Annotated in this window: 15 protein-coding genes; 5 read left to right on the plus strand and 10 right to left on the minus strand. The window is 46.7% G+C overall.

Translation table 11 applies throughout. The annotated features are described in order from the left end of the window. Positions 1–64: 64 nt before the first annotated feature. From QFZ51_RS19155 to QFZ51_RS19175, 5 genes are all read right to left on the minus strand, one after another. Entirely contained in the window at positions 65–1,510 is a 1,446-nt protein-coding gene (locus tag QFZ51_RS19155; protein WP_429048055.1) for a RagB/SusD family nutrient uptake outer membrane protein, read from the minus strand. Between the two features lie 7 nt (positions 1,511–1,517). After that, positions 1,518–4,724, minus strand: a complete 3,207-nt coding sequence (locus QFZ51_RS19160; RefSeq protein ID WP_429048057.1) for a SusC/RagA family TonB-linked outer membrane protein — start codon at positions 4,722–4,724, stop codon at positions 1,518–1,520. A 257-nt stretch (positions 4,725–4,981) separates the two neighbouring features. After that, positions 4,982–6,013 (minus strand): FecR family protein, encoded by a 1,032-nt coding sequence (locus tag QFZ51_RS19165; RefSeq protein WP_429048059.1) that lies wholly within the window; start codon positions 6,011–6,013, stop codon positions 4,982–4,984. Between the two features lie 108 nt (positions 6,014–6,121). Further along, positions 6,122–6,688 carry an RNA polymerase sigma-70 factor gene (locus tag QFZ51_RS19170; RefSeq protein WP_370913143.1) on the minus strand — a complete coding sequence of 189 codons (567 nt, stop codon included), beginning with the start codon at positions 6,686–6,688 and terminating at the stop codon, positions 6,122–6,124. Between the two features lie 134 nt (positions 6,689–6,822). Continuing rightward, positions 6,823–7,152: a DMT family protein gene (locus tag QFZ51_RS19175; protein WP_106531455.1), complete on the minus strand. Its 330-nt coding sequence runs from the start codon at positions 7,150–7,152 to the stop codon at positions 6,823–6,825. A 415-nt stretch (positions 7,153–7,567) separates the two neighbouring features. Here QFZ51_RS19175 and QFZ51_RS19180 point away from each other — a divergent pair, with 415 nt between their 5' ends. Then, positions 7,568–10,009, plus strand: coding sequence for an ABC transporter permease (locus QFZ51_RS19180; RefSeq protein WP_429048060.1), 2,442 nt, complete (start codon positions 7,568–7,570; stop codon positions 10,007–10,009). Positions 10,010–10,042: 33 nt separating this feature from the next. Here the strand turns inward: QFZ51_RS19180 and QFZ51_RS19185 are convergent, their stop codons facing one another. After that, positions 10,043–10,258: a helix-turn-helix transcriptional regulator gene (locus tag QFZ51_RS19185; protein ID WP_429048062.1), complete on the minus strand. Its 216-nt coding sequence runs from the start codon at positions 10,256–10,258 to the stop codon at positions 10,043–10,045. Between the two features lie 629 nt (positions 10,259–10,887). Beyond that, positions 10,888–11,625, minus strand: a complete 738-nt coding sequence (locus QFZ51_RS19190; RefSeq protein WP_429048063.1) for a hypothetical protein — start codon at positions 11,623–11,625, stop codon at positions 10,888–10,890. A gap of 251 nt (positions 11,626–11,876) precedes the next feature. Here QFZ51_RS19190 and QFZ51_RS19195 point away from each other — a divergent pair, with 251 nt between their 5' ends. The 4 genes from QFZ51_RS19195 (at position 11,877) to QFZ51_RS19210 (ending at position 16,887) form a co-directional block, all read left to right on the plus strand. After that, positions 11,877–12,419 (plus strand): RNA polymerase sigma-70 factor, encoded by a 543-nt coding sequence (locus tag QFZ51_RS19195; RefSeq protein WP_370913147.1) that lies wholly within the window; start codon positions 11,877–11,879, stop codon positions 12,417–12,419. 72 nt (positions 12,420–12,491) lie between these two features. Beyond that, positions 12,492–13,106: a FecR family protein gene (locus tag QFZ51_RS19200; RefSeq protein WP_429048065.1), complete on the plus strand. Its 615-nt coding sequence runs from the start codon at positions 12,492–12,494 to the stop codon at positions 13,104–13,106. Beyond that, positions 13,000–13,479 (plus strand): FecR family protein, encoded by a 480-nt coding sequence (locus tag QFZ51_RS19205; RefSeq protein ID WP_429048067.1) that lies wholly within the window; start codon positions 13,000–13,002, stop codon positions 13,477–13,479. The genes QFZ51_RS19200 and QFZ51_RS19205 overlap by 107 nt, the downstream gene beginning before the upstream one ends. A gap of 21 nt (positions 13,480–13,500) precedes the next feature. Continuing rightward, positions 13,501–16,887: a SusC/RagA family TonB-linked outer membrane protein gene (locus QFZ51_RS19210; RefSeq protein ID WP_429048069.1), complete on the plus strand. Its 3,387-nt coding sequence runs from the start codon at positions 13,501–13,503 to the stop codon at positions 16,885–16,887. 30 nt (positions 16,888–16,917) lie between these two features. On the opposite strand, the gene QFZ51_RS19215 is transcribed toward QFZ51_RS19210, so the two are convergent. The 3 genes from QFZ51_RS19215 to pyrR are packed head-to-tail and all read right to left on the minus strand — an operon-like array spanning position 16,918 to position 19,031. Further along, positions 16,918–17,499, minus strand: coding sequence for a hypothetical protein (locus QFZ51_RS19215; protein ID WP_429048071.1), 582 nt, complete (start codon positions 17,497–17,499; stop codon positions 16,918–16,920). A 20-nt stretch (positions 17,500–17,519) separates the two neighbouring features. Further along, complete coding sequence (locus QFZ51_RS19220; RefSeq protein WP_429048072.1) at positions 17,520–18,449, minus strand: aspartate carbamoyltransferase catalytic subunit; 930 nt, start codon at positions 18,447–18,449, stop codon at positions 17,520–17,522. A 51-nt stretch (positions 18,450–18,500) separates the two neighbouring features. Continuing rightward, positions 18,501–19,031 (minus strand): bifunctional pyr operon transcriptional regulator/uracil phosphoribosyltransferase PyrR, encoded by a 531-nt coding sequence (gene pyrR / locus QFZ51_RS19225; RefSeq protein ID WP_079471968.1) that lies wholly within the window; start codon positions 19,029–19,031, stop codon positions 18,501–18,503. Positions 19,032–19,146: the final 115 nt, after the last annotated feature.

The following is a 19,146-nucleotide window of genomic DNA, read 5'->3' on the forward strand; positions in this document are numbered from 1 at the left end:
TTCATAAGCAAAAATCCAACCAGCTCGTAAGCAAAAACCAATTATTAACAAAGGCGGTTTAGATTTAATTGTAACCTTCGTTCTGCTGGTTGCGTATGTTGGGGTTAGCATCCAGTTCTCTTTGTGGTATGGGCAATATTACTTTCGTACTAGGCCACACTACCGGTATCGTTTTGTCACTCGCCAGGTATTTGGTGAATGAACGTTTTGTTCTGATTAAGTCAAACAGCCGGTGTCCCTCAAAGGCCAGTTCCTTTCTTCTTTCCAACAGGATTGCGTCCAGGAGTGCAGGTCCGGTAACGGTTACCGGCGGTGCATTATGATCGGCGCGTTGAGCCACCAGTTGCAGGTCAGCCTGTGCTTCCGCGGTGCTTCCAAGGTGTGCAGCTGCTTCTGCACGGATCAGGTATAATTCTGCCAGCCGCATCACTTTAATACTTTCTGTGAATGTGCTCACATCTTTGTATTTGGTGATGATGTTTGCCGGGTCTTCGCCACCGTTGCCGGCGCGTTTACCTTTCAGCAGAAAGTCCCTTCTCACATCTGTTGCCTGGTAGATATTGTAGATGTTATTCGTTGCGAGTATATCACCATATCCATCCTGGCTGAACATATAACTTAAACCATCTGTGTTCCGGTTATCTACCGGGGTATTGATGATTTCAAAAACGGTTTCATTATTATTGGTGATCTTAAAATCGCTCACCAGTTCTCCGTTCAGCAGCAATGCGTATTTGTTGGACCGGATCACTGCATCCGCATAAGTTGCAGCGCCCTGCCAGTCTTCTTTATACAACAATATCCTCGACAACAGCGCCCTGGCGGAATACACATTAATACGTCCGGAAGAGAATGCGGTGCTTTTGCTTTCTTCAAACCTGCTGATCGCTGTGGTAAGGTCGCTGATGATCTGCGCATAAGTATCTTTCATACTGCTGCGTGAAGGCGACTGCACCGAATCCACATTGGTGACGGTCACAATCGGAATGCCCATGTGCGTGGCGCCGGGTGTATAATTATATGGCTGCGCAAACATGCGCGATATATCAAAGAACACCTGTGCCCGCAATGCGTAAGCTTCCGCTACAATCTGTTTTGCCTCTGCGCTGTCTGCCGCCGATGGTAACAGGGAGATGTTGGGTCCCTTCATAATTACCATATTGGCATTGGCTACTACGGCGTATAACTGGTTCCATGAATCGGTGGTATACTGGTCGTTGGCAGTAACGATGTACTGGTCCTGGTTACGATACCGGTTGCTGTTGATGACGCTGATAAATCCATTGTCGGACCGGAGATCAGGCAGCAGCGGCATGGTCCGTCCATAATAATTTTCATTCTGCATCAGCGAATACACGCCATTGATGGCCGCCCGCAGTCCGGGCAGATCGGTAATAGCGCGACCGGTTTCTGTTGACTGGTCCGGTTTCTGATCAAGGAAATCCTTGCTGCAGGCGCCGAGTAAGCCAGCCAGTAATATCAGTAAACCGTATGTATATTTCTTTTGCATGAATACCTTAAAAATTTACATCCAACCCTACCAGGAAGGTTTTAAATACTGGCGGACGCTGATCATAATCTCCTGTTACCGGTACTTCCGGGTCCATTGTGAGATACTTATCTTTTACATACGTCCATAAATTATTGCCGCGTACATATATTTTCACTTCGTTGATATTGGCTTTCTTCAACCAGTCTTGCGGCAGGTTGTAAGCGAGCATCACGTCCCTCAGCCGGATAAAGCTGCCGTCGTACAGGAACCGGGATGAGCTCTGGTTGCTTAAACCGGATTGTGTGCCACCGAATACTACCTTGGGTACATTGGTGATATCGCCGGGTTTCTGCCAGCGGTTTTCATAGATGAGGCGCGACATTTTTGCGCCTCCGCCAAATCCACCACTGCCATCTGATTCTGTGAATGTTCCCCAGTTGTCGTATACTTTGTTTCCCCAGTTATAAAAGAACTGGAAGCTGAAATCAAATCCTTTGTAGCTGAAATAATTGGTAAGGCCGCCATAAAATTTTGGCAGGGCGCTTCCCTGGTTAAACCTTTGTGCTTCGCCGTAAGATTTGGTGGTAGCGGTTTTAGACGCATCTTTATACCACAGTGCTTCACCTGTTTGCGGATCCGCCCCTGCGAATCCTGCGAGAAAAAACTGGTAGAAATCTGTTCCCACTTCTCTTTTATACGGGATGCCGGTAATTGGATTATCCAGCCGGGTAATTTTATTATTCAGCGTTGAGATGTTGGCATCTGTACGCCATGAGAATTCATTTTCATTTTTTGCGATGATGTTGCGGGAAGAAAGGGATATTTCCCAGCCGCTGTTTTTCATCTCTCCATTATTTCTGAAAACAGTAGTAATACCATTTGCAGAAGATACCGGTACATTGAGCAGTAACCTTGAAGTGGTTCTGTTATAGTATTCCACCGAACCGGACAACCTGTTTTTAAGCAGGGCAAAATCCAGTCCTATATTAAATGGCCTGTTCTGTTCCCATGTAAGGAAAGGATTGGGGTATTGCGTGAGCACATACCCCGGTTTCCCATCATAATCATTTGCCGGACTATACAGCGACAATGAAGCATAATTATCAATAGCCTGGTTTCCGTTGCTGCCGTAGCTGGCTCTTATCTTTAATTCGTTAATGACGTTTACATTCCGGAGGAATGGTTCCCGGTAGATATTCCACGCGGTTCCAATGGACCAGAATGCGGCACTTCTTTTCTGACGGCCGAACCTGGAAGAGGCGTCTCTCCGGATGGAGGCGGTCAGATAATATTTCTGCTGGTAATCGTAGCTGTTATTCAGAAACAATCCTGTTAATGAATTTGCGTTGGATACAGAGGATACACTTTCCGGTTTGGAAGCATCGGCCAGCAGCTGCAGGTCGGGCAGCAGGTTGGAGGCTGCTGAGGAGTTACCACTGTTGGTTGTTTTCTGTGCTTCGTATCCTACAAAAGTGTTGATTCCGTGGTAACCCCATCTCCTGTTGAACCGCAGGATATTTGTAGATACCCAGTTGTTCCACAGGTTGTTGTTTACCGATACCCAGCCATTGGTATTTCTTCCGTCGCCAAATCCCGGTGCAAAAAATGAATTGCTGCGGGCGTAGTTCAGGTCGAGGCTGATCTTCGTTTCAAAGGAAAGAAAATCAGTGAATGCATATTTGGCGCCGGCCCCGCCGAGCAGGCCATAGATGGTACCTGTGCGGGTATCGCCATTCAGTACTGCCACCGGGTTAAAGGTGTTATTGTAGCTGAAGTCGTAGCTGCCATCGGCGTTATAAATTTTCAGCCAGGGTTGCAGGCGGACGAGTGAGCGTACCGGGTTAGCCATCAGTCCTACATCTCCTACTGCGTTTGCACGCTGGTAGGATAACGACAGGTTAACGTCGAATGATAGGCGGTTGGTGGCCTGGTTGCTCAGGTTGAGCTTACCCGTCATACGTTTATAGTCCACTCCTTTCAGGGCTGATTTGGAATCATATAAGCCGCCGGAAACATAAAATTTTGTTTTATTACTTCCGCCTGCGGCAGATAGATTGGCTTGTGTATAGCCTCCATGGCGGGTTAGCACATCGATCCAGTTGGTATTAACGGTTGTATCCACGCCACGTGCGCGGAGTTCCCTTTGAAAACCGGCTTCCCCTGTGCCATCTGCTTTGTGCGCCCATCCTTCGCGGAGGAGTTCCATCATCTCGTTGGTATTGAGCGGATAGTTGGCCTGCGGAATGGTGAGCTGGTTGCTGCCTCTTTGTATGGTTGCGCCGATCTTTGTTCTGCCCTGGCTGCCGGTTTTCGTCGTAATCAGTATTACACCGTTGGCAGCGCGGGAGCCATAGATCGACGCAGAAGCTGCATCTTTCAAAACAGAGATAGAAGCGATATCTGCGCTGTTAATTCCTGCCAGGGAATTAACATTATAATCGGTGAGATTGTCTGTTACCACAGGCGTGCCGTCTACCACGTAAAGTGGCGAGCTGCCTGCGGTAATAGAGCCTATACCACGTATGTGAATACTGGGTATGGATCCGGGCTGGCCGGAACCATTGGTAGATTGTAAGCCGGGTACATTGCCTTGTAAGCTTTCCTGGAAGCTGCTACGGGGCGCTTTATCATACAATGAAGCACTTACCATAGTAGCTGAACCTGTCAAAGAACTTTTTGTTTGCACGCTATAAGCTACTACCACTACTTCATTCAATCCTTTAGAATCGTCTTTCAGCATGATGTTGAGATGAGCCGTGTTGTTTACCGTCACCCGCTGTTCTTCATAACCAATGAAAGAACAGATCAACGTTGCTGAGGAAGGCGCTTCCATGTGGAATGCTCCGTTCTCATCTGTAGTAGTTCCCTTATTAAGACCTGCAATACGCAAACTCACACCTGGCAGCGGATGTCCGAAAACATCTGTTACCGTTCCGTTGATACTGACATTCCTGATCTCTTTGTTTTCCGGTGCAATAGCCACCAGGGTGGCAGAAAGCTGTTTAAACGTGAGGCCGGTGTTTTTCAGTATCTTCTTTAAAATATCTTCTGTCAAAGCATTGGTTTCATTCACCGACACTTTTTTGCCTGCGGGAATAAGATCGTTGCGGTAAACAAAACGGTAACCGCTTTTCTTTTCGATCATCTTCAGCAGCCGTGTCAATGGCAATGAATCTGCTTTGATGGAAATGCGCCGGTCCTGTTGACCGAAGACATTCCCAGTTATTTGCAAACAGGTAATAAGAATAATAAAGGACACCAGTTTCATTATCAGTACAACTTTTCCCTATGTTTTTAGACGCAAAAGGATTACATAATGTATGATTTTTTTCCATACATTTAGGTTGTAAAAGGTCATAAAACTACGACAGGACTACATTGCCAAGTGAAGCTAACTGCCGTTTGATCTCAACAAAAGGGGTAAATGTTTGCAGCATTTGCCCTTTTTTTTATATGAGAGGTATCGATTTTCTGTTGACTTCCACCCCTTTACTGGGTAATAAATACTTCATTGCTTGCTATTCTGCAATGAAATGATGTTGTAACCTTCAGCGCTTCCAGTACTTCTGAAAACGATTCATTTTTAAAAGTAGCGGTGAAATGGTATTGTTTTAATTTGTTACCGTTGAGATGGATTTTGATACCATACCAGCGTTCCATTTTCAGCGCAATATCTTCGAAGTTATCATTGTCGAATACGAGGTAGTTGTCGCACCAGGCGGTTTCCGCCACCATGCTGTCCTGCGTGTTACTATGAATATTTTCCACCTTGTAGCCTGCCACCAGGTTGGGTTGGGTCAGTTTATCTGCCGGTGCGTGTTGTAAGATGATCTTTTGGTTAGGCGTTAGTTTCACATTCCTTTCCATGCCGTCATTCAAGATTACTTCTACGGCGCCGGTGATCAGTGTAGCTTCTGTGGTTTGATCCCCTGTATATGCTTTTACATTAAAAGAGGTGCCCAGTACTTTGATATCCATCCTGGAAGTGTGGATAGAAAAGGGTTTGGCTGCATTCTTCGCTACATCAAAAAACGCTTCTCCTTCTAAAGTAACCTCCCGGTTTTCCAGGTTGTTCATATCAGGATTATAGGTTAAACGGCTGCCACCATTGAGCCATACTTCTGTTCCGTCCGGCAGCTGTGCCCTGGAGCGGGAACCATCGCGGGTATAAATGGCCGCCATAGCTGCTTTACCGGCTTTTTGCGGATATTTTATTGATAAGAGATAGATACAATAGCCTCCCAGCATCACTACCAGTACAGAAAGCACGGCCACCCATTTGCGGAAGTTCCTTTTGACTTTCTTAACGGGTAATTCCTCCTGCGGAAACTCCTCTTCCATTCTCACGAGGTGTTTTTCCAATGCAAGCTCGGTCCTGGTTTCCCATTCCTTATTGCCGGCCGGTTGGGGCCAGTTGCTTAATACAGATAATTTATATCTCAGATCCGGATCTTTCTGCAATGATGCTTCCAGTTCACGCAACTCCTCCATCGTGGCCTCGCCCGATACTTTCCTTCCCATCAAAAGCCATATTCTTTCCTGTTCCATGTGTATGATACAAAAGCATGATTATATAGAAGGACAAGTAAATTGCAAGAATCTACTACTCCACCTAAAAAAAAATTTAAATTATTTTGTTTTGATAAAGGAGAGGTTAATTACCTCGCTGATTTTTTTGAGTGCCTGGGCCATGTGAACATCAATGGTGTTCACAGAAATATCGAGGATCTGGGCTACCTCTTTATATTTAAGGCCATCTTCGCGGATCAGTTTAAAGATCATCTTCCTTTTAGGTGGGAGTGCGTTTACGGCGGCTTCTATCCTTTTTACCATTTCCCCGGAAATGAAGATCTGTTCCGGCGTGGCGTAACTGACGCTGATGTCCACTGCCACTTCATCGAGACTGAAATGTTGCGTGCGGGCTTCCTTATTTAAGTAGTTGAGGGCAATATTTTTGGTAGATACATAGAGGTATACCCGGAGGTTATCTACCTGGAGCAGGCGTTCGCGCTGCTTCCAGACGTTCATAAACACATCTGACGCAATTTCTTCCGCAGACTCCCAGGATTTCACAATAGAAAAGGCAAACTGACTCAATGGTTTGTAAAACAACCTGAACAATGCTTTATAAGCCTGTTCATCCCCAAGAGATGCCACCCGTTCCACCAGTAGCTGTATATTAGCTTCTTCCCTCAATGATTTGGTTTTTGGTTGAAAGTTGATCCCTAAAGATAATACAGATTTTTTCTTAATTTGATCTTGCCTAACATCTTTTTTTATGTAATATGAATTGATGCTAAAGGATATAAGTCCGCTGCTTTAATATCGCGCTACTTTTTAAACATAAAATACACGGCGCCGATGAGAAAGAAAAACGAAACCAGGTAGTTCCATCTCAGGGGTTCCTTGAGAAAAGTGACGGCAAAAATGCTGAAAACGGTGAGGGTAATGACTTCCTGGATGGTTTTAAGCTGGAAGCCGCTGAACCCCTCCTGTGCGCCGTAGCGGTTGGCTGGCACCATAAAACAATACTCAAAGAAGGCAATGCCCCAGCTGATAAGGATTACTTTCCAGAGAGCAACATCCTGGTGTTTGAGGTGGCCATACCAGGCGAAAGTCATGAAGGTATTGGAGATGGTGAGCAAAATAATAGTGCGCATGCGTGATTCAAAGTTTGTCCAAATCTATAATTTTGTAAAATAATATCCCGATTATTTGTTCACCTGCATTGGTATCTCGGGGCGGGACCTGTAAACCTTAAACAGGATTATCTGACAAAAGTGTAAACCTATTTCAGGACGATGCCACCGGAATAGTGTATTGGGAGTGTATGGGAAGTGTATAGGGACTATATGGGGAGTACGACACATACGCTACTCCTAAGCATCCGAAAAAGTATTGGAGATGTATCGGAGAAGTATCCCAGAAGTAACAGCTGTATCATACCGGCGCCCGGATCCGGACTGCTTCTGTTCAGAAGTGGACAGTAAAGGATCTTCATCGATTTGATAATCAAATCAATATAAAAAGGCATGTTTTTGGGCGATAGTTACCGCAAAAAGCCAATTGGTCAGTATGTTCAAAAATTATGTGAAAGTTGCCTGGCGAAATCTGCTAAGAAACAGGACCTTCTCCTTTATCAACATCACTGGTCTGGCCGTGGGATTGGGTTGCTTTTTGTTGATTGCACTGTATGTGCTGGACGAATTGAGCTACGACCGTTACTATAATAAAGCAGGAAATATTTACCGTATCAACGCGGATGTTCGTTGGGGTGGCCAGGAGCTTCGGGTGGCTGAGACTTCAGATATGATGGGCCCTATTCTTAAAGAGGATTATGCGCAGATACAGGAATACACCCGGATTTACTCCCACAGTGGCAACACGAAGCTGATCAGGAAAGGGAGCGAATACATCACCGAAACACGTACGGCTTATGTCGATTCAACCTTCTTCAACGTCTTTGCATTCCCGGCGCTGGAAGGCGATACCCGGACTGCGTTGAATGTCCCCTATGCTGTGGTGATGACGGCATCGGCCGCGGCCCGCTATTTCGGATCGGCCAACAATGCCATCGGGAAAACGATCGAAGTCCAGGACGGCGGTAAAGACGTTCCCTATAAAGTGACTGCCGTGATCGCGAATATACCGGGCAATACCCACTTCCATTTTGACCTGTTGTTCTCCATGCAAAGCCTCGATTACAAGTGGGGACAGATAGGCAATGTCAATTTTCACACTTACCTCCTCCTCAAACCTGGCACCGATTACAAGGCTTTTGAAAAAAAGTTTCCCGCTTATATTAAGAAACATCTTATTCCGGCTATGAAGGATTTTCAGATCTACAGTATGGCAGACCTGGAAAAATCGGGGAACGGATTCCGCTTTTCACTCATTCCTGTAACACAAATCCATCTATATTCCGACAGGCAGGGCGGTGAAGAATTGAGCCCGCCCGGCAGTGTTCAGTATGTCGCCATTTTTTCTGCCGTAGCGTTGTTCATCCTGCTTATTGCCGTCGTCAACTTTATGAACCTGACAACGGCGCGATCCGCCGGCAGGGCGCGGGAAGTGGGCGTCCGTAAGGCATTAGGAACCGCACGCGGGGAGCTGGTGATGCAGTTCCTGACGGAATCCACCCTGATGGTGTTCCTGTCGTTATTGATTGGTATCGGGATCGCCTTCCTGGCGCTGCCACTTTTCAATTCATTGTCTGGCAAAACAATGACCCTGGCCAGTCTTTTTTCGCCGGTGATTCTCCCATTGCTGATTGCATTGCCTTTTGCGGTGAGTTTGCTGGCAGGAAGCTATCCCGCTTTTTTCCTGTCTGGCTTTAAACCTATCGAAGTATTAAAAGGTCAGTTGAAGGCGGGTACAAAAAGTGGATGGCTTCGGAGCACCCTGGTTGTCGTGCAGTTTACCATTTCAATTGTGCTGATCATTGCTACAATCGTCGTGTTCAGGCAGCTGCGTTATATTGAGACACGCGACCTTGGATTTAATAAGGAGCAGGTATTGATTATTGATGGTGTTGATGCGCTGGGCAATAATGCGGATGTTTTTAAAAGGGAAGTGACGCAATTGTCCGGCGTGAAAGCAGGAACACTGAGTGCCTTTTTACCGGTTTCCAAATCGGCCCGCAATGTATATAATGTCTTCAAAGACCCTGTTCAAACCGCATCAAATAGTTTCAATGTAGAAACCTGGGCGATCGATGACGGATACTTTCCTACCATAGGCATCAAGGTCTTAAAGGGAAGGAACTTCTCCCCCGGTTTCACCACTGATTCGTCGGCTGTTATCATCAACGAGGCGGCTGCGCGGATTTTAGGCTACGCCGATCCGGTTGGAAAGAATATATATACCTTCAACGATGCCGGAAAGCCAACCACTTACCCGGTCATAGGTGTAGTAAAGAATTTTAATTTTGAAACATTGCACCATGAGGTCCGCCCGCTCATGTTCACCTTGCAAAGAAGCACAGGCCTCGCCTCTTTTAAAGTAAATACTTCGCTTATTGCCCCGCTGATCGGAAAGATCCGGGACAAATGGGCTGCACTGGCGCCTGGCATACCTTTTAGCTTCCGGTTCCTGGATGATTCTTTTAACGAGATGTACCAATCCGAACAACAGGTCGGGAAGATTGCCACTATCTTTTCGGTATTGGCTATATTGATCTCCTGCCTCGGTATGTTCGGGCTGGCGACTTTTGTGGCTGAACAAAGAACAAAGGAGATGGGAATCCGCAAGGTGTTGGGGGCAAGCATACAGGGGATTGTCCGTTTGCTTTCGGCAGATTTTATAAAGCTGGTGGCCATCGCCTTCGTTATTGCCACTCCTTTCTCCTGGTGGATCATGCGTAAATGGCTGCAGGACTTTGTTTACCGGGTAAACTTCAGTTGGTGGATTTTCCTGGCAGCGGGTTTGGCTGCCTTGCTGATTGCATTGGTTACGGTGAGTTTTCAGGCGATCCGGGCAGCGCTGGCGAATCCTGTCAGGAGCCTCAGAATGGACTGAATTTTATTGTGAAGGAGGTCAGATCTGTTAAAATCAGGAATGTTTCTTTGTACTAACCAATAGCTCCCGTACGTCCACATCTAACGCAGCGGCGATTTCAAATAAGGTTTCTATCCCTGGTTGAACAGTATTAGTACACCATTTGGACACGCTTCCAATAGAAACACCCAGTTGTTCTGCCAACCAATTATTAGTTTTTCCCTGTTCTACTATTACTATTTTAATCCGGTTAAATATTTTTTTAGACATAAATAGGTGCTTTCAGAACTATAAATAGCAAAATAGCAATTATTTATTAACTGAATAACAACATTATAAATATGAGCACAGCATAAATTAGTAATATTACAACCAATATGAGTTATAATATTACTAATTTAAGTATCTTTATTAAAACATTTAACCATGCAATCTTCTTCAGCCATATTTGTTTTTAACCAAAACCCATTTCGCCTTTCCGAAGAAGAATACCATTCTCCGGAAATGGTGTTGAAAAACTACTTCGAGCTATTTGGCCGGGCGAAACCAACGACATCCTCGCCTCTGTTCAAACTGAAGCCCTTACAAACCCTGGCAGTCCCTATAGCGCTGTGAGTGAGCGAATGAAAGTGTTGTCCTGTTTTACAGAACTAAACCGGTTAATAGAGGCCGCGTTTGTCATCTCCCAGAAAAAATAAAAGACCACCTGCAGCTAACCCAACAATGCTTCTCCCAAAATCAAAAAAACAAAAATCAGCCTAATCAGCGTAATCCTGAGAAAGACAAAATCCGCGCATAAAAAAAAGAGGGACCGTAAGAGGCCCCCCTGCATCAAACCAAAATGGGTTTTCCATCATGGACTGATTTTGTGTTGTTGGTTGCTATTTCATTATTAAAGACTATTGTTCTAATTTGATTTCGCCCAGGTCGGTAGCTTTACCGTCTTCTACTTTTACATCTTTAACTACGGCATTTTTGTAAGGGCTTTTACCGAGAATAGTAATAGTATAAGATCCTGCTTTAGCAGCGGGGATAGTGAATGCACCCTGTGAGATAGCGCCTTTCAGCTTATCTGTACCATTGTCTGCTTCTACTTCTGTAGCACTGTCAGCCGGAGTAATTTTACCGGTGATAGAACCACCTTCTACTACTAATACTTTCAGAGAATCTTTACCCTGTAAAGAATCTACTCTCTGTAAAGAGTCGATTCCGGTTAAAGAATCTACCTGTAAAGAGTCCATTCCGCTCAGGGAATCAACCTGCAAAGAATCCATTCTGCTCAGGGAATCTACCTGTAAAGAATCCATTCCACTCAGGGAATCCACCTGTAAAGAGTCCATTCTCTGCAATGAGTCTATTCCGCTCAGGGAATCAACTTTCTGGAGAGAATCGATTCCCATCAGAGAATCTACTGTCATTAAGGAATCAAATCCTTTTAAAGAGTCCAGGCGCTGTAATGAATCAACACTGAAAACTTTTACTGAATCGAGGCTAACAAGGGAATCTGTTGCAATTGAATCCACCATTGCGGCGGTGCTGTCTACAGATTTTACTGCTTTTACATCAGCACTTTTGAAAGCAGACATTCCGATTACCATTGTTGCTAAAGCGAGCGTTCCTACAATTGATTTTTTCATGGCATCAATTTTTTGTATGGTTAATATTTATGATGATTATCCCCGGTCCGGATGAATGTGCATGGTTTTTGTTATATGCCCTCATCGTTGGCTACCGTATATAAACAATACATCCGACAATTCACTTACCATTAGTCAAAGAAATGTTAAAGTGAAAAAAAGAATTATGAATCAGTATACTGGCTGCTTTCGTAATTAGTAATTTTAAAAATTATCTTCGCACTACGGAAACAAGACAAAAGATCAAAAGCATGTTGCAATTGAGTAACGACGAAATAGTAAAAGGCATCCGGAGCAGAAACAAAGATGTATTCGAAGCTGTTTTTAAACAGTTCGCCCCTTCTATGTATAATATAGCGGTCCGGTATGTAAAAGATGAAGATGACGCGAACGATATGGTACAGGATGTTTTCCTCAACTTGTGGAAAGGTGCGGAAAACCTGGATGAGAGAGCCCCGGTTAATCATTATCTCGCAAGAGCGACCGTTAACACCTGTTTAAACCGCATAAAAAAAGAACAACGGAAAGAAGTATACGCCAAGGAACAAATGCAAACTGCCAGTCCTTCGGAAAATAATCATTCCCTGCTGGAACATAAGGAGCTGGAAGCCAAATACCGCTCTGCCCTGGAGAAATTACCGGAACAATGCCGCCGTGTTTTTGAAATGAGCCGCCTGAAAGGCTTGTCGCCAGCCGAAATTGCTGAACAACTGAATATCTCTATCAATACAGTATACGCCCATTTGACCACAGCCTTAAAACGATTACGGGTAGACCTTATTAATAAGTCGTAGGATACGCCTGAAATTTTTTTTATTATCGCTTAATGGTATAACGTTCCCTGGTTGTATTACTAATAAGAAGCCATGAATAATCAAACAGACATAGATATAGTGATCCGTTACCTGGAAGATCCGGACAATGAGCAGCACAAAATGCAGCTCAACGAATGGATTCAACAGGATGCTGGTAACCTGGACATCTTCCTGGATATGAAAGGCATGTGGCACGGTGATCCGCTTCCTGCTGCCTCTGCTTTCGACACCCAGGGACAATGGCAGGCACTGGATACCATGCTGGATAAGGTTCCCGCAGTCACTGCCGCGCTTCCTGCACAAGAGCAAAACACCCGTGTGATCAGGATGAACCGCAGGTACTGGTGGGCTGCCGCCGCTGTGCTGCTGATAGCCGGCACATGGACCTGGCTCGGCCCCGGTGGATATAAAACCTATGCCACTGCACAGCAACAGGATAGTTTGCGCCTGCCGGACGGCTCTATGATGTACCTCAACGCGCATACACAGGTACGCTATGCCCGTGGATTTGGAAAAGATAACAGACAGGTTAAAATAGATAAAGGAGAAGCCTTTTTTGATGTTACCCAAAAACGATGCCCTCCCCTTCATTGTAAATGCCCCCGAAGTAGAAGTACAGGTACTCGGTACTGCCTTCAACGTGAAAGCCGCCAACAGCGGCGTTAAAGTATTCGTGCAGTCAGGAAAGGTGAGCGCCGCCTACAAAGGCAAAGAGAAAAAGGTAATTCTCACCCCCGGTGTGGAAGCCTCTCTGAAGCATAATGGCAGCGAAATAGATACCCGTATCCATAAAAAGAACAACAATATTCTGGCATGGAAAACCCGGACCTTAACTTTTGACGATACCCCGCTCACAGAAGTGGCGGACGCCCTCGAAGATTTTTATAATGTAGAGATTAAAATCAGCAATCAACAACTGGCTGATAAGAAACTGCTGGCTACCTTCCCCAACATGTCGCTGGATGAGGTACTGGACATTATGAGAAAAACCCTTCAAATTAACATTTCGCATAAAAACGACCTGGTAGACATCTACTAATGCGCGCCTGACCTTTTATTTATGCAGCAATTATTGCTACAGGCGCGTATCTCCAATTCCAGGTTTGGACGCGTGCCTGATTTTATTTTCGTTGTTATCCTGGTATTGGCCAATGCTGTAGCTATGGCCCAAAATCCTAATGCCCCTCCAAGAAAAGTTTCCCTTCAGTTTACCAATGCCAGCCTGAAAACCGTGATCCGGGAAATAGAAAAACAAACAAAGTATACCTTTGCTATTTCTTCCGGAGAACTGGAAACCCGCCAGGGCGTTAGCTTACATGTTCACAACAGCCCTCTCCTGGAAGTATTGCCAAAGATTTTCCCCCCTGCCAAATATAAAGTAGAGATAAAAGACGGCCAGATCATCGTTATCCCGCTCAACGCCACTGCGGCAGATCTCACACCTCCTCCCAGCACCAGCTCCAATCCTGATAAATGGACCCTTACCGGCGCCGTTTCCGACGGTATGCAGCCTTTAAGCGGTGTATCTATCAGGGAAAAAGGCACCACTAACGGTACCGCCACTACGGAAAATGGTACTTTCAAAGTGGACCTGGCCAATGGGCAGGCTATCATCCAGGTGTCCCTTATCGGGTTTGAAACCAAAGAAATTGCCGTGAGGGAAAGAAGGAATATATCGGTGTTGCTGCAACCTGATCTGCGGAAGCTCAATGAGCTGGTAGTATTGGGTTATGGCCTGCAGAAACGCGCTAATATCACAGGCGCCATTGCGCAGGTGGATGGCGTACGGCTCAGAAGCCGCCCGGTAGCCAACGTGATGGCCGCCTTACAGGGTACCGCCACCGGCCTGGTGGTGACCCGCAGCAACGGACAGCCCGGCCGCGAAGGATTTAATATACAGGTACGGGGCGTAGGCTCTTCTTCCGGCAGTAATACGCCTGTGGTCATCGATGGCGTGCCCGGCTCCCTGGCCGTCATCAACCCGGACGACATTGAATCCGTATCCATCCTGAAAGATGCAGCTGCCGCCTCTATTTATGGCGCACGCGGCGCAGGCGGTGTGGTGCTGGTAACTACCCGCACCGGGAAACCTGGTAAGCTGAAAGTGGATTTCAACACCCTTGGCGGATTTGAAACACCCATCCGGTTGCCCAACCGGCTGCCCTCCTGGCAATCGGCCGCCATGCAGAACACCGCCGCGGAAAATGCCGGTCAAACCGCCCCCTGGGACCCCATGGAGATAGATTTAATGAAAACGGGGAACCACTATGCGATCGACTATCAAAAGCCTGACTTCTATAAATACTATTATAACTATAATCCTTTGCCTGTGCTTACCAAAAGCAGAACCGGCATCGAAAACTATAACCTGTCGGTAAAAGGCGGCGACAGCTCCAACCAGTTCTCTGCATCGCTGGGTTACTTCGGGCGGCAGGGACTATTTGCCGTTGGCCCGGACCGTACCCACCGAGTGAATGCCCGCGTGAACCTGAACAACCGCTTTAGTAAACACTTCAGCCTGGAAACGCGGTTGTCGTACGCCCAAACCAATACCTTCTCCCCTTCCCAGCCGGTAGAGGGCCCCAATGGCTTGCTGGCAGGCATTTTCCGGGGACCGGGTAATGTGCCGGTGTATGTGCCCAATACCGGCAACTATGCCTATGGCGGCGCACCGGGATATGCTGTTTTGGAAGACGGCGGGGAACGCGATGAAAAAAATAATTATATCGATGCGGTATTTACCCTGCGGGCCGACAGCCTCGCAAAGGGTCTTACGCTCCGGCTTATTTACAGTCCGCAAAAACACACCCTGCGGGACGATATGGGCCGCAATACCATTGCCTTATGGAACCGGGTGGATACCGCCACGCTGGTACAGCCGCATAATATGCTGCAGAAAAGCAAGCTGGAAGCAAAAGGCGGCAACCTGCAACTGCTGGCCGACTACGACATCAAAGAAAATAAAAATAACATTCACCTGCTCGGCGGCGCCACGCAGGAAACATACAACACCACGCAAAACACGGCGGCATCGTACGATATCAGCCAGGCTGAAATCAATTCCAATCACTTTAATAACGCGCCTGCATACACGCAGTTACTGGCGGCCAGCGGTTCTTTGTTGTCGATATTCGGAAAGATCAGTTACAACTACGACAACCGCTACCTGCTGGAAGCAAACCTCATAGCATCGCGCTTATCACAGTACAGCACCTCTTTTGTTGGCGGCGAACAGTGGCAGGCATTCCCGTCGTTTTCCGCCGGCTGGCGCCTGAATAACGAAACATGGTTTAACCGCGCGTTGCCATTTTTCAATGAGTTCAAACTGAGGTGGTCATGGGGCAGATTGGGGAATATCAACAGCTGGAACAGTATTCCTAACGACGAACGGTTGCAGACTTTCAGCTTTAACACCTTGCCCCGTTTTCAGCCTTTTGTTTACAAGAACCCCATCATCCAGGCACAGGGATGGGAAAACATTGCTACCAATAATTACGGCTGGGATGCTACCCTGTTCAGGGGCCGGTTGACCATTGCAGCAGATTATTTTATTAAGCATAACCGCGACATGCAGATCCCGGTACTGACAGCCTCCACAGATGGGGCCTGGCCATTGGATTTTCACCGGGGTGAAATGAAATCCTGGGGCTGGGAAATCAACCTGGGCTGGAGAGACGACCGGGGCCCCTTTACCTGGTATATTAACGGGAATCTCTTTTATAACCGCAATAAAGTACTGAAAAATGATAATGTGGCGCCACAGGCTGGCTGGAACCAGGGCATCGCAGGATATCCTTACTCTTCCCTGTTTGGCTATGAGTCTGATGGCTACTTCCAATCGGCCGGTGAAGTGACTCAGCATGCCTTCCAGCACGAAAATACCGGTCCGGGCGACCTTCGCTACAAAGACATCAACGGCGATAACAAAATAGACAATGCCGACCTCGTATACCTGGGCAGCACCGATCCGCAGTTCTCCTACGGGATCGACGCGGGCTTTGCCTGGAAAGGATTTGATGTCTCCGTTTTCTTCCAGGGAGTGGCTAGACGCAAGGTGATGCCTGACCCGCGTTATAATCTTCCTTTTACCGGTAACTGGCAGCAGCCCTGGGACATTAACCAGGACTACTGGACGCCGGAAAATCCCAACGCATTATTTCCACGGCTGTATCTGAACGACCAGCAGAATACCGCCCCATCCTCCCACTGGGCAATGAATGGCGCCTATATCCGGTTGAAAAACCTGCAGGTAGGTTATACCCTGCCGCCGAACTGGCTGAAGAAAATATGGATCACTAATCTGCGTATTTATTTCTCCGGACAGGATCTGTGGGAAACTACTAAAATGAAAATTAAATATTATGATCCTGAACAGGCGGGAGGTTATAACGGAAACGTATATCCGTTTTTCAGATCATATACTTTGGGGCTGACTGTTGGCTTCTGATCCGGCCTTATGCACTGCCATTAAAATCAGCTAGTGTGCAATCCTGTAGCGGCTCAGCACCTGGGGCGCTATTTTCAAATCGGGTCGAAAGCGCATGATACCTTTTACAAAATGCGCCAGCAGGTCATTCCCATTGGGTACCAGGAAAATTCTAAACTCCACCGCCTGCACCCGCACCGCTCCGGATTCGTTTTTGACAAACACATACAAACCCGGATTCGTTTCGTCGTAACCCCAATCGGTCCAAAGCACGTCGTACGCATCGCCGCTGCTATTTGTACTCAGCGCCTCATAACACAACGACAGCGCAGGTACACCTTCGCCGTATTGGTGCAGCCCTTCCCTGTCTACCCGGGCCTGCGTATACCGGGGCTTGCCTGACCGGTAAGTGGCGACTGCCATCCATATCAAAGCACATAAAACCGGCGCTGCGACGCCTATCGTAAGCATCCGTGCACCTGTTTCTTTTATCCAAAAGGAAAATACCACACCTGCCAGTAGCGCCGCCAGGACCAATGCAAAAAAGGTCAGCAGGCATACTTTCAGCACAACGGTTAGCCGTCTTGCGGATTTTGAATTCAACGGAGGAAAATCGTCTTCATTAGGCAACATAGCAGGTAGTAAGTATGTTTCTACTCCGTTTTCTTTCCTGCGAGCAGGTACAATGCCGCCATACGTATGGCCACACCGTTTTCCACCTGTTCGAGGATGATGGACTGACCTGAGTCTGCCACATCAGAATTTATTTCCACTCCGCGGTTAATGGGTCCGGGGTGCATGATCACAATTTCTTTATTTAAACTATCGAGCAATTGGCGGTTTACACCGTATGCGAGGGAATATTCCCGGAGGGAAGAAAACAGCGGGGTGTTTTGTCTTTCCAGCTGAATACGCAACACATTGGCCACATCGCACCATTGCAGGGCTTCGCGGATATTGTAGCTCACATTTACGCCGAGAGCAGCTGCCATGTATTTCGGGATCAGTGTGGGCGGGCCTACCACTGTTACTTCTGCGCCCAGTTTTTTGAGGCAGTAGATATTGGAAAGGGCTACCCTGGAGTGCATGATATCGCCACAGATGGCTACCTTCTTACCTTCCACACTACCAAGCCTTTCCCGGATAGAGAAGGCATCCAGCAATGCCTGGGTGGGATGTTCATTGATGCCGTCGCCCGCATTGAGGATGGGCACGTTGATGTGCTTTGCCAGGAAATGCGGCGCACCGCTGGCAGAGTGGCGCATCACCACCATATCCACTTTCATGGATAAGATGTTGTTCACCGTATCTATCAGCGTTTCCCCTTTGGAAACGGAAGAACCGGAGGCAGAAAAGTTAACCGTATCTGCACCCAGGCGCTTTTCCGCTAACTCAAAAGAGATGCGTGTGCGGGTAGAGTTCTCAAAAAATAAATTTACAATTGTTGTATCGCGAAGCGTAGGAACCTTTTTAATAGGCCTTTGTAAAACCTCCTTAAACTGGTCGGCTGTTTGAAAAATAAGCTCTATATCCTGGCGCTGCAGATCGCGAATTCCGAGTAAGTGTTTTACAGAAAGTGACATTAATGTGCAAATATAAAGGGTGAAATCTGAATTCTGAAATCCGGATTCATTTTAGTCAATCAGAACTACTTCGTCTTTACCATCTCTTTCGTTCCACAACACCCTTACTTTCTGGGAAATGAGGGCATCAATGGTACGTCCGGTATAGTCGGGCTGAATAGGCAACTGCCTGCTGAAGCGACGATCGATCAGCGTGAGCAGCTCCACAGCCGCGGGCCGGCCAAAGTCCAGCATTGCATCCAGCGCCGAACGGATTGTACGGCCGGTATACAACACATCATCTATCAACACTACCTTTTTATTTTCTATGGAAAAATCAATATTCGTTTCGTTGGGTACATGCAGGGTTTTGCTCTGGTTAAAATCGTCCCGGTAAAAAGTAATATCGAGTTTACCGTAATCGATACGCGCTCCGGGTACTAATTTCAGCAAGGTTTGATGAATTCTTCCGGATAAATAAATTCCCCGGGGCTGCAATCCAATCAGCACGGTTTGCTCAAACTGTAAGTTATTTTCTATCAACTGATGACAAAGCCTGTCTATCGTAATAGCCATTTGCTTGCCGTTTAGTATGGTTTTCAAAACACAACGTTTTAGGGGCCAAAAATAATGATTAAATGCTACAGATAAAAAGCTGAATATTAGAAAAGATTGATAAACAAGGGAATCTTTTCTAAAACAGGGCTGTTTTAAAACA

The organism is Chitinophaga sp. W3I9, assembly GCF_050434025.1.
GTDB lineage: Bacteria > Bacteroidota > Bacteroidia > Chitinophagales > Chitinophagaceae > Chitinophaga.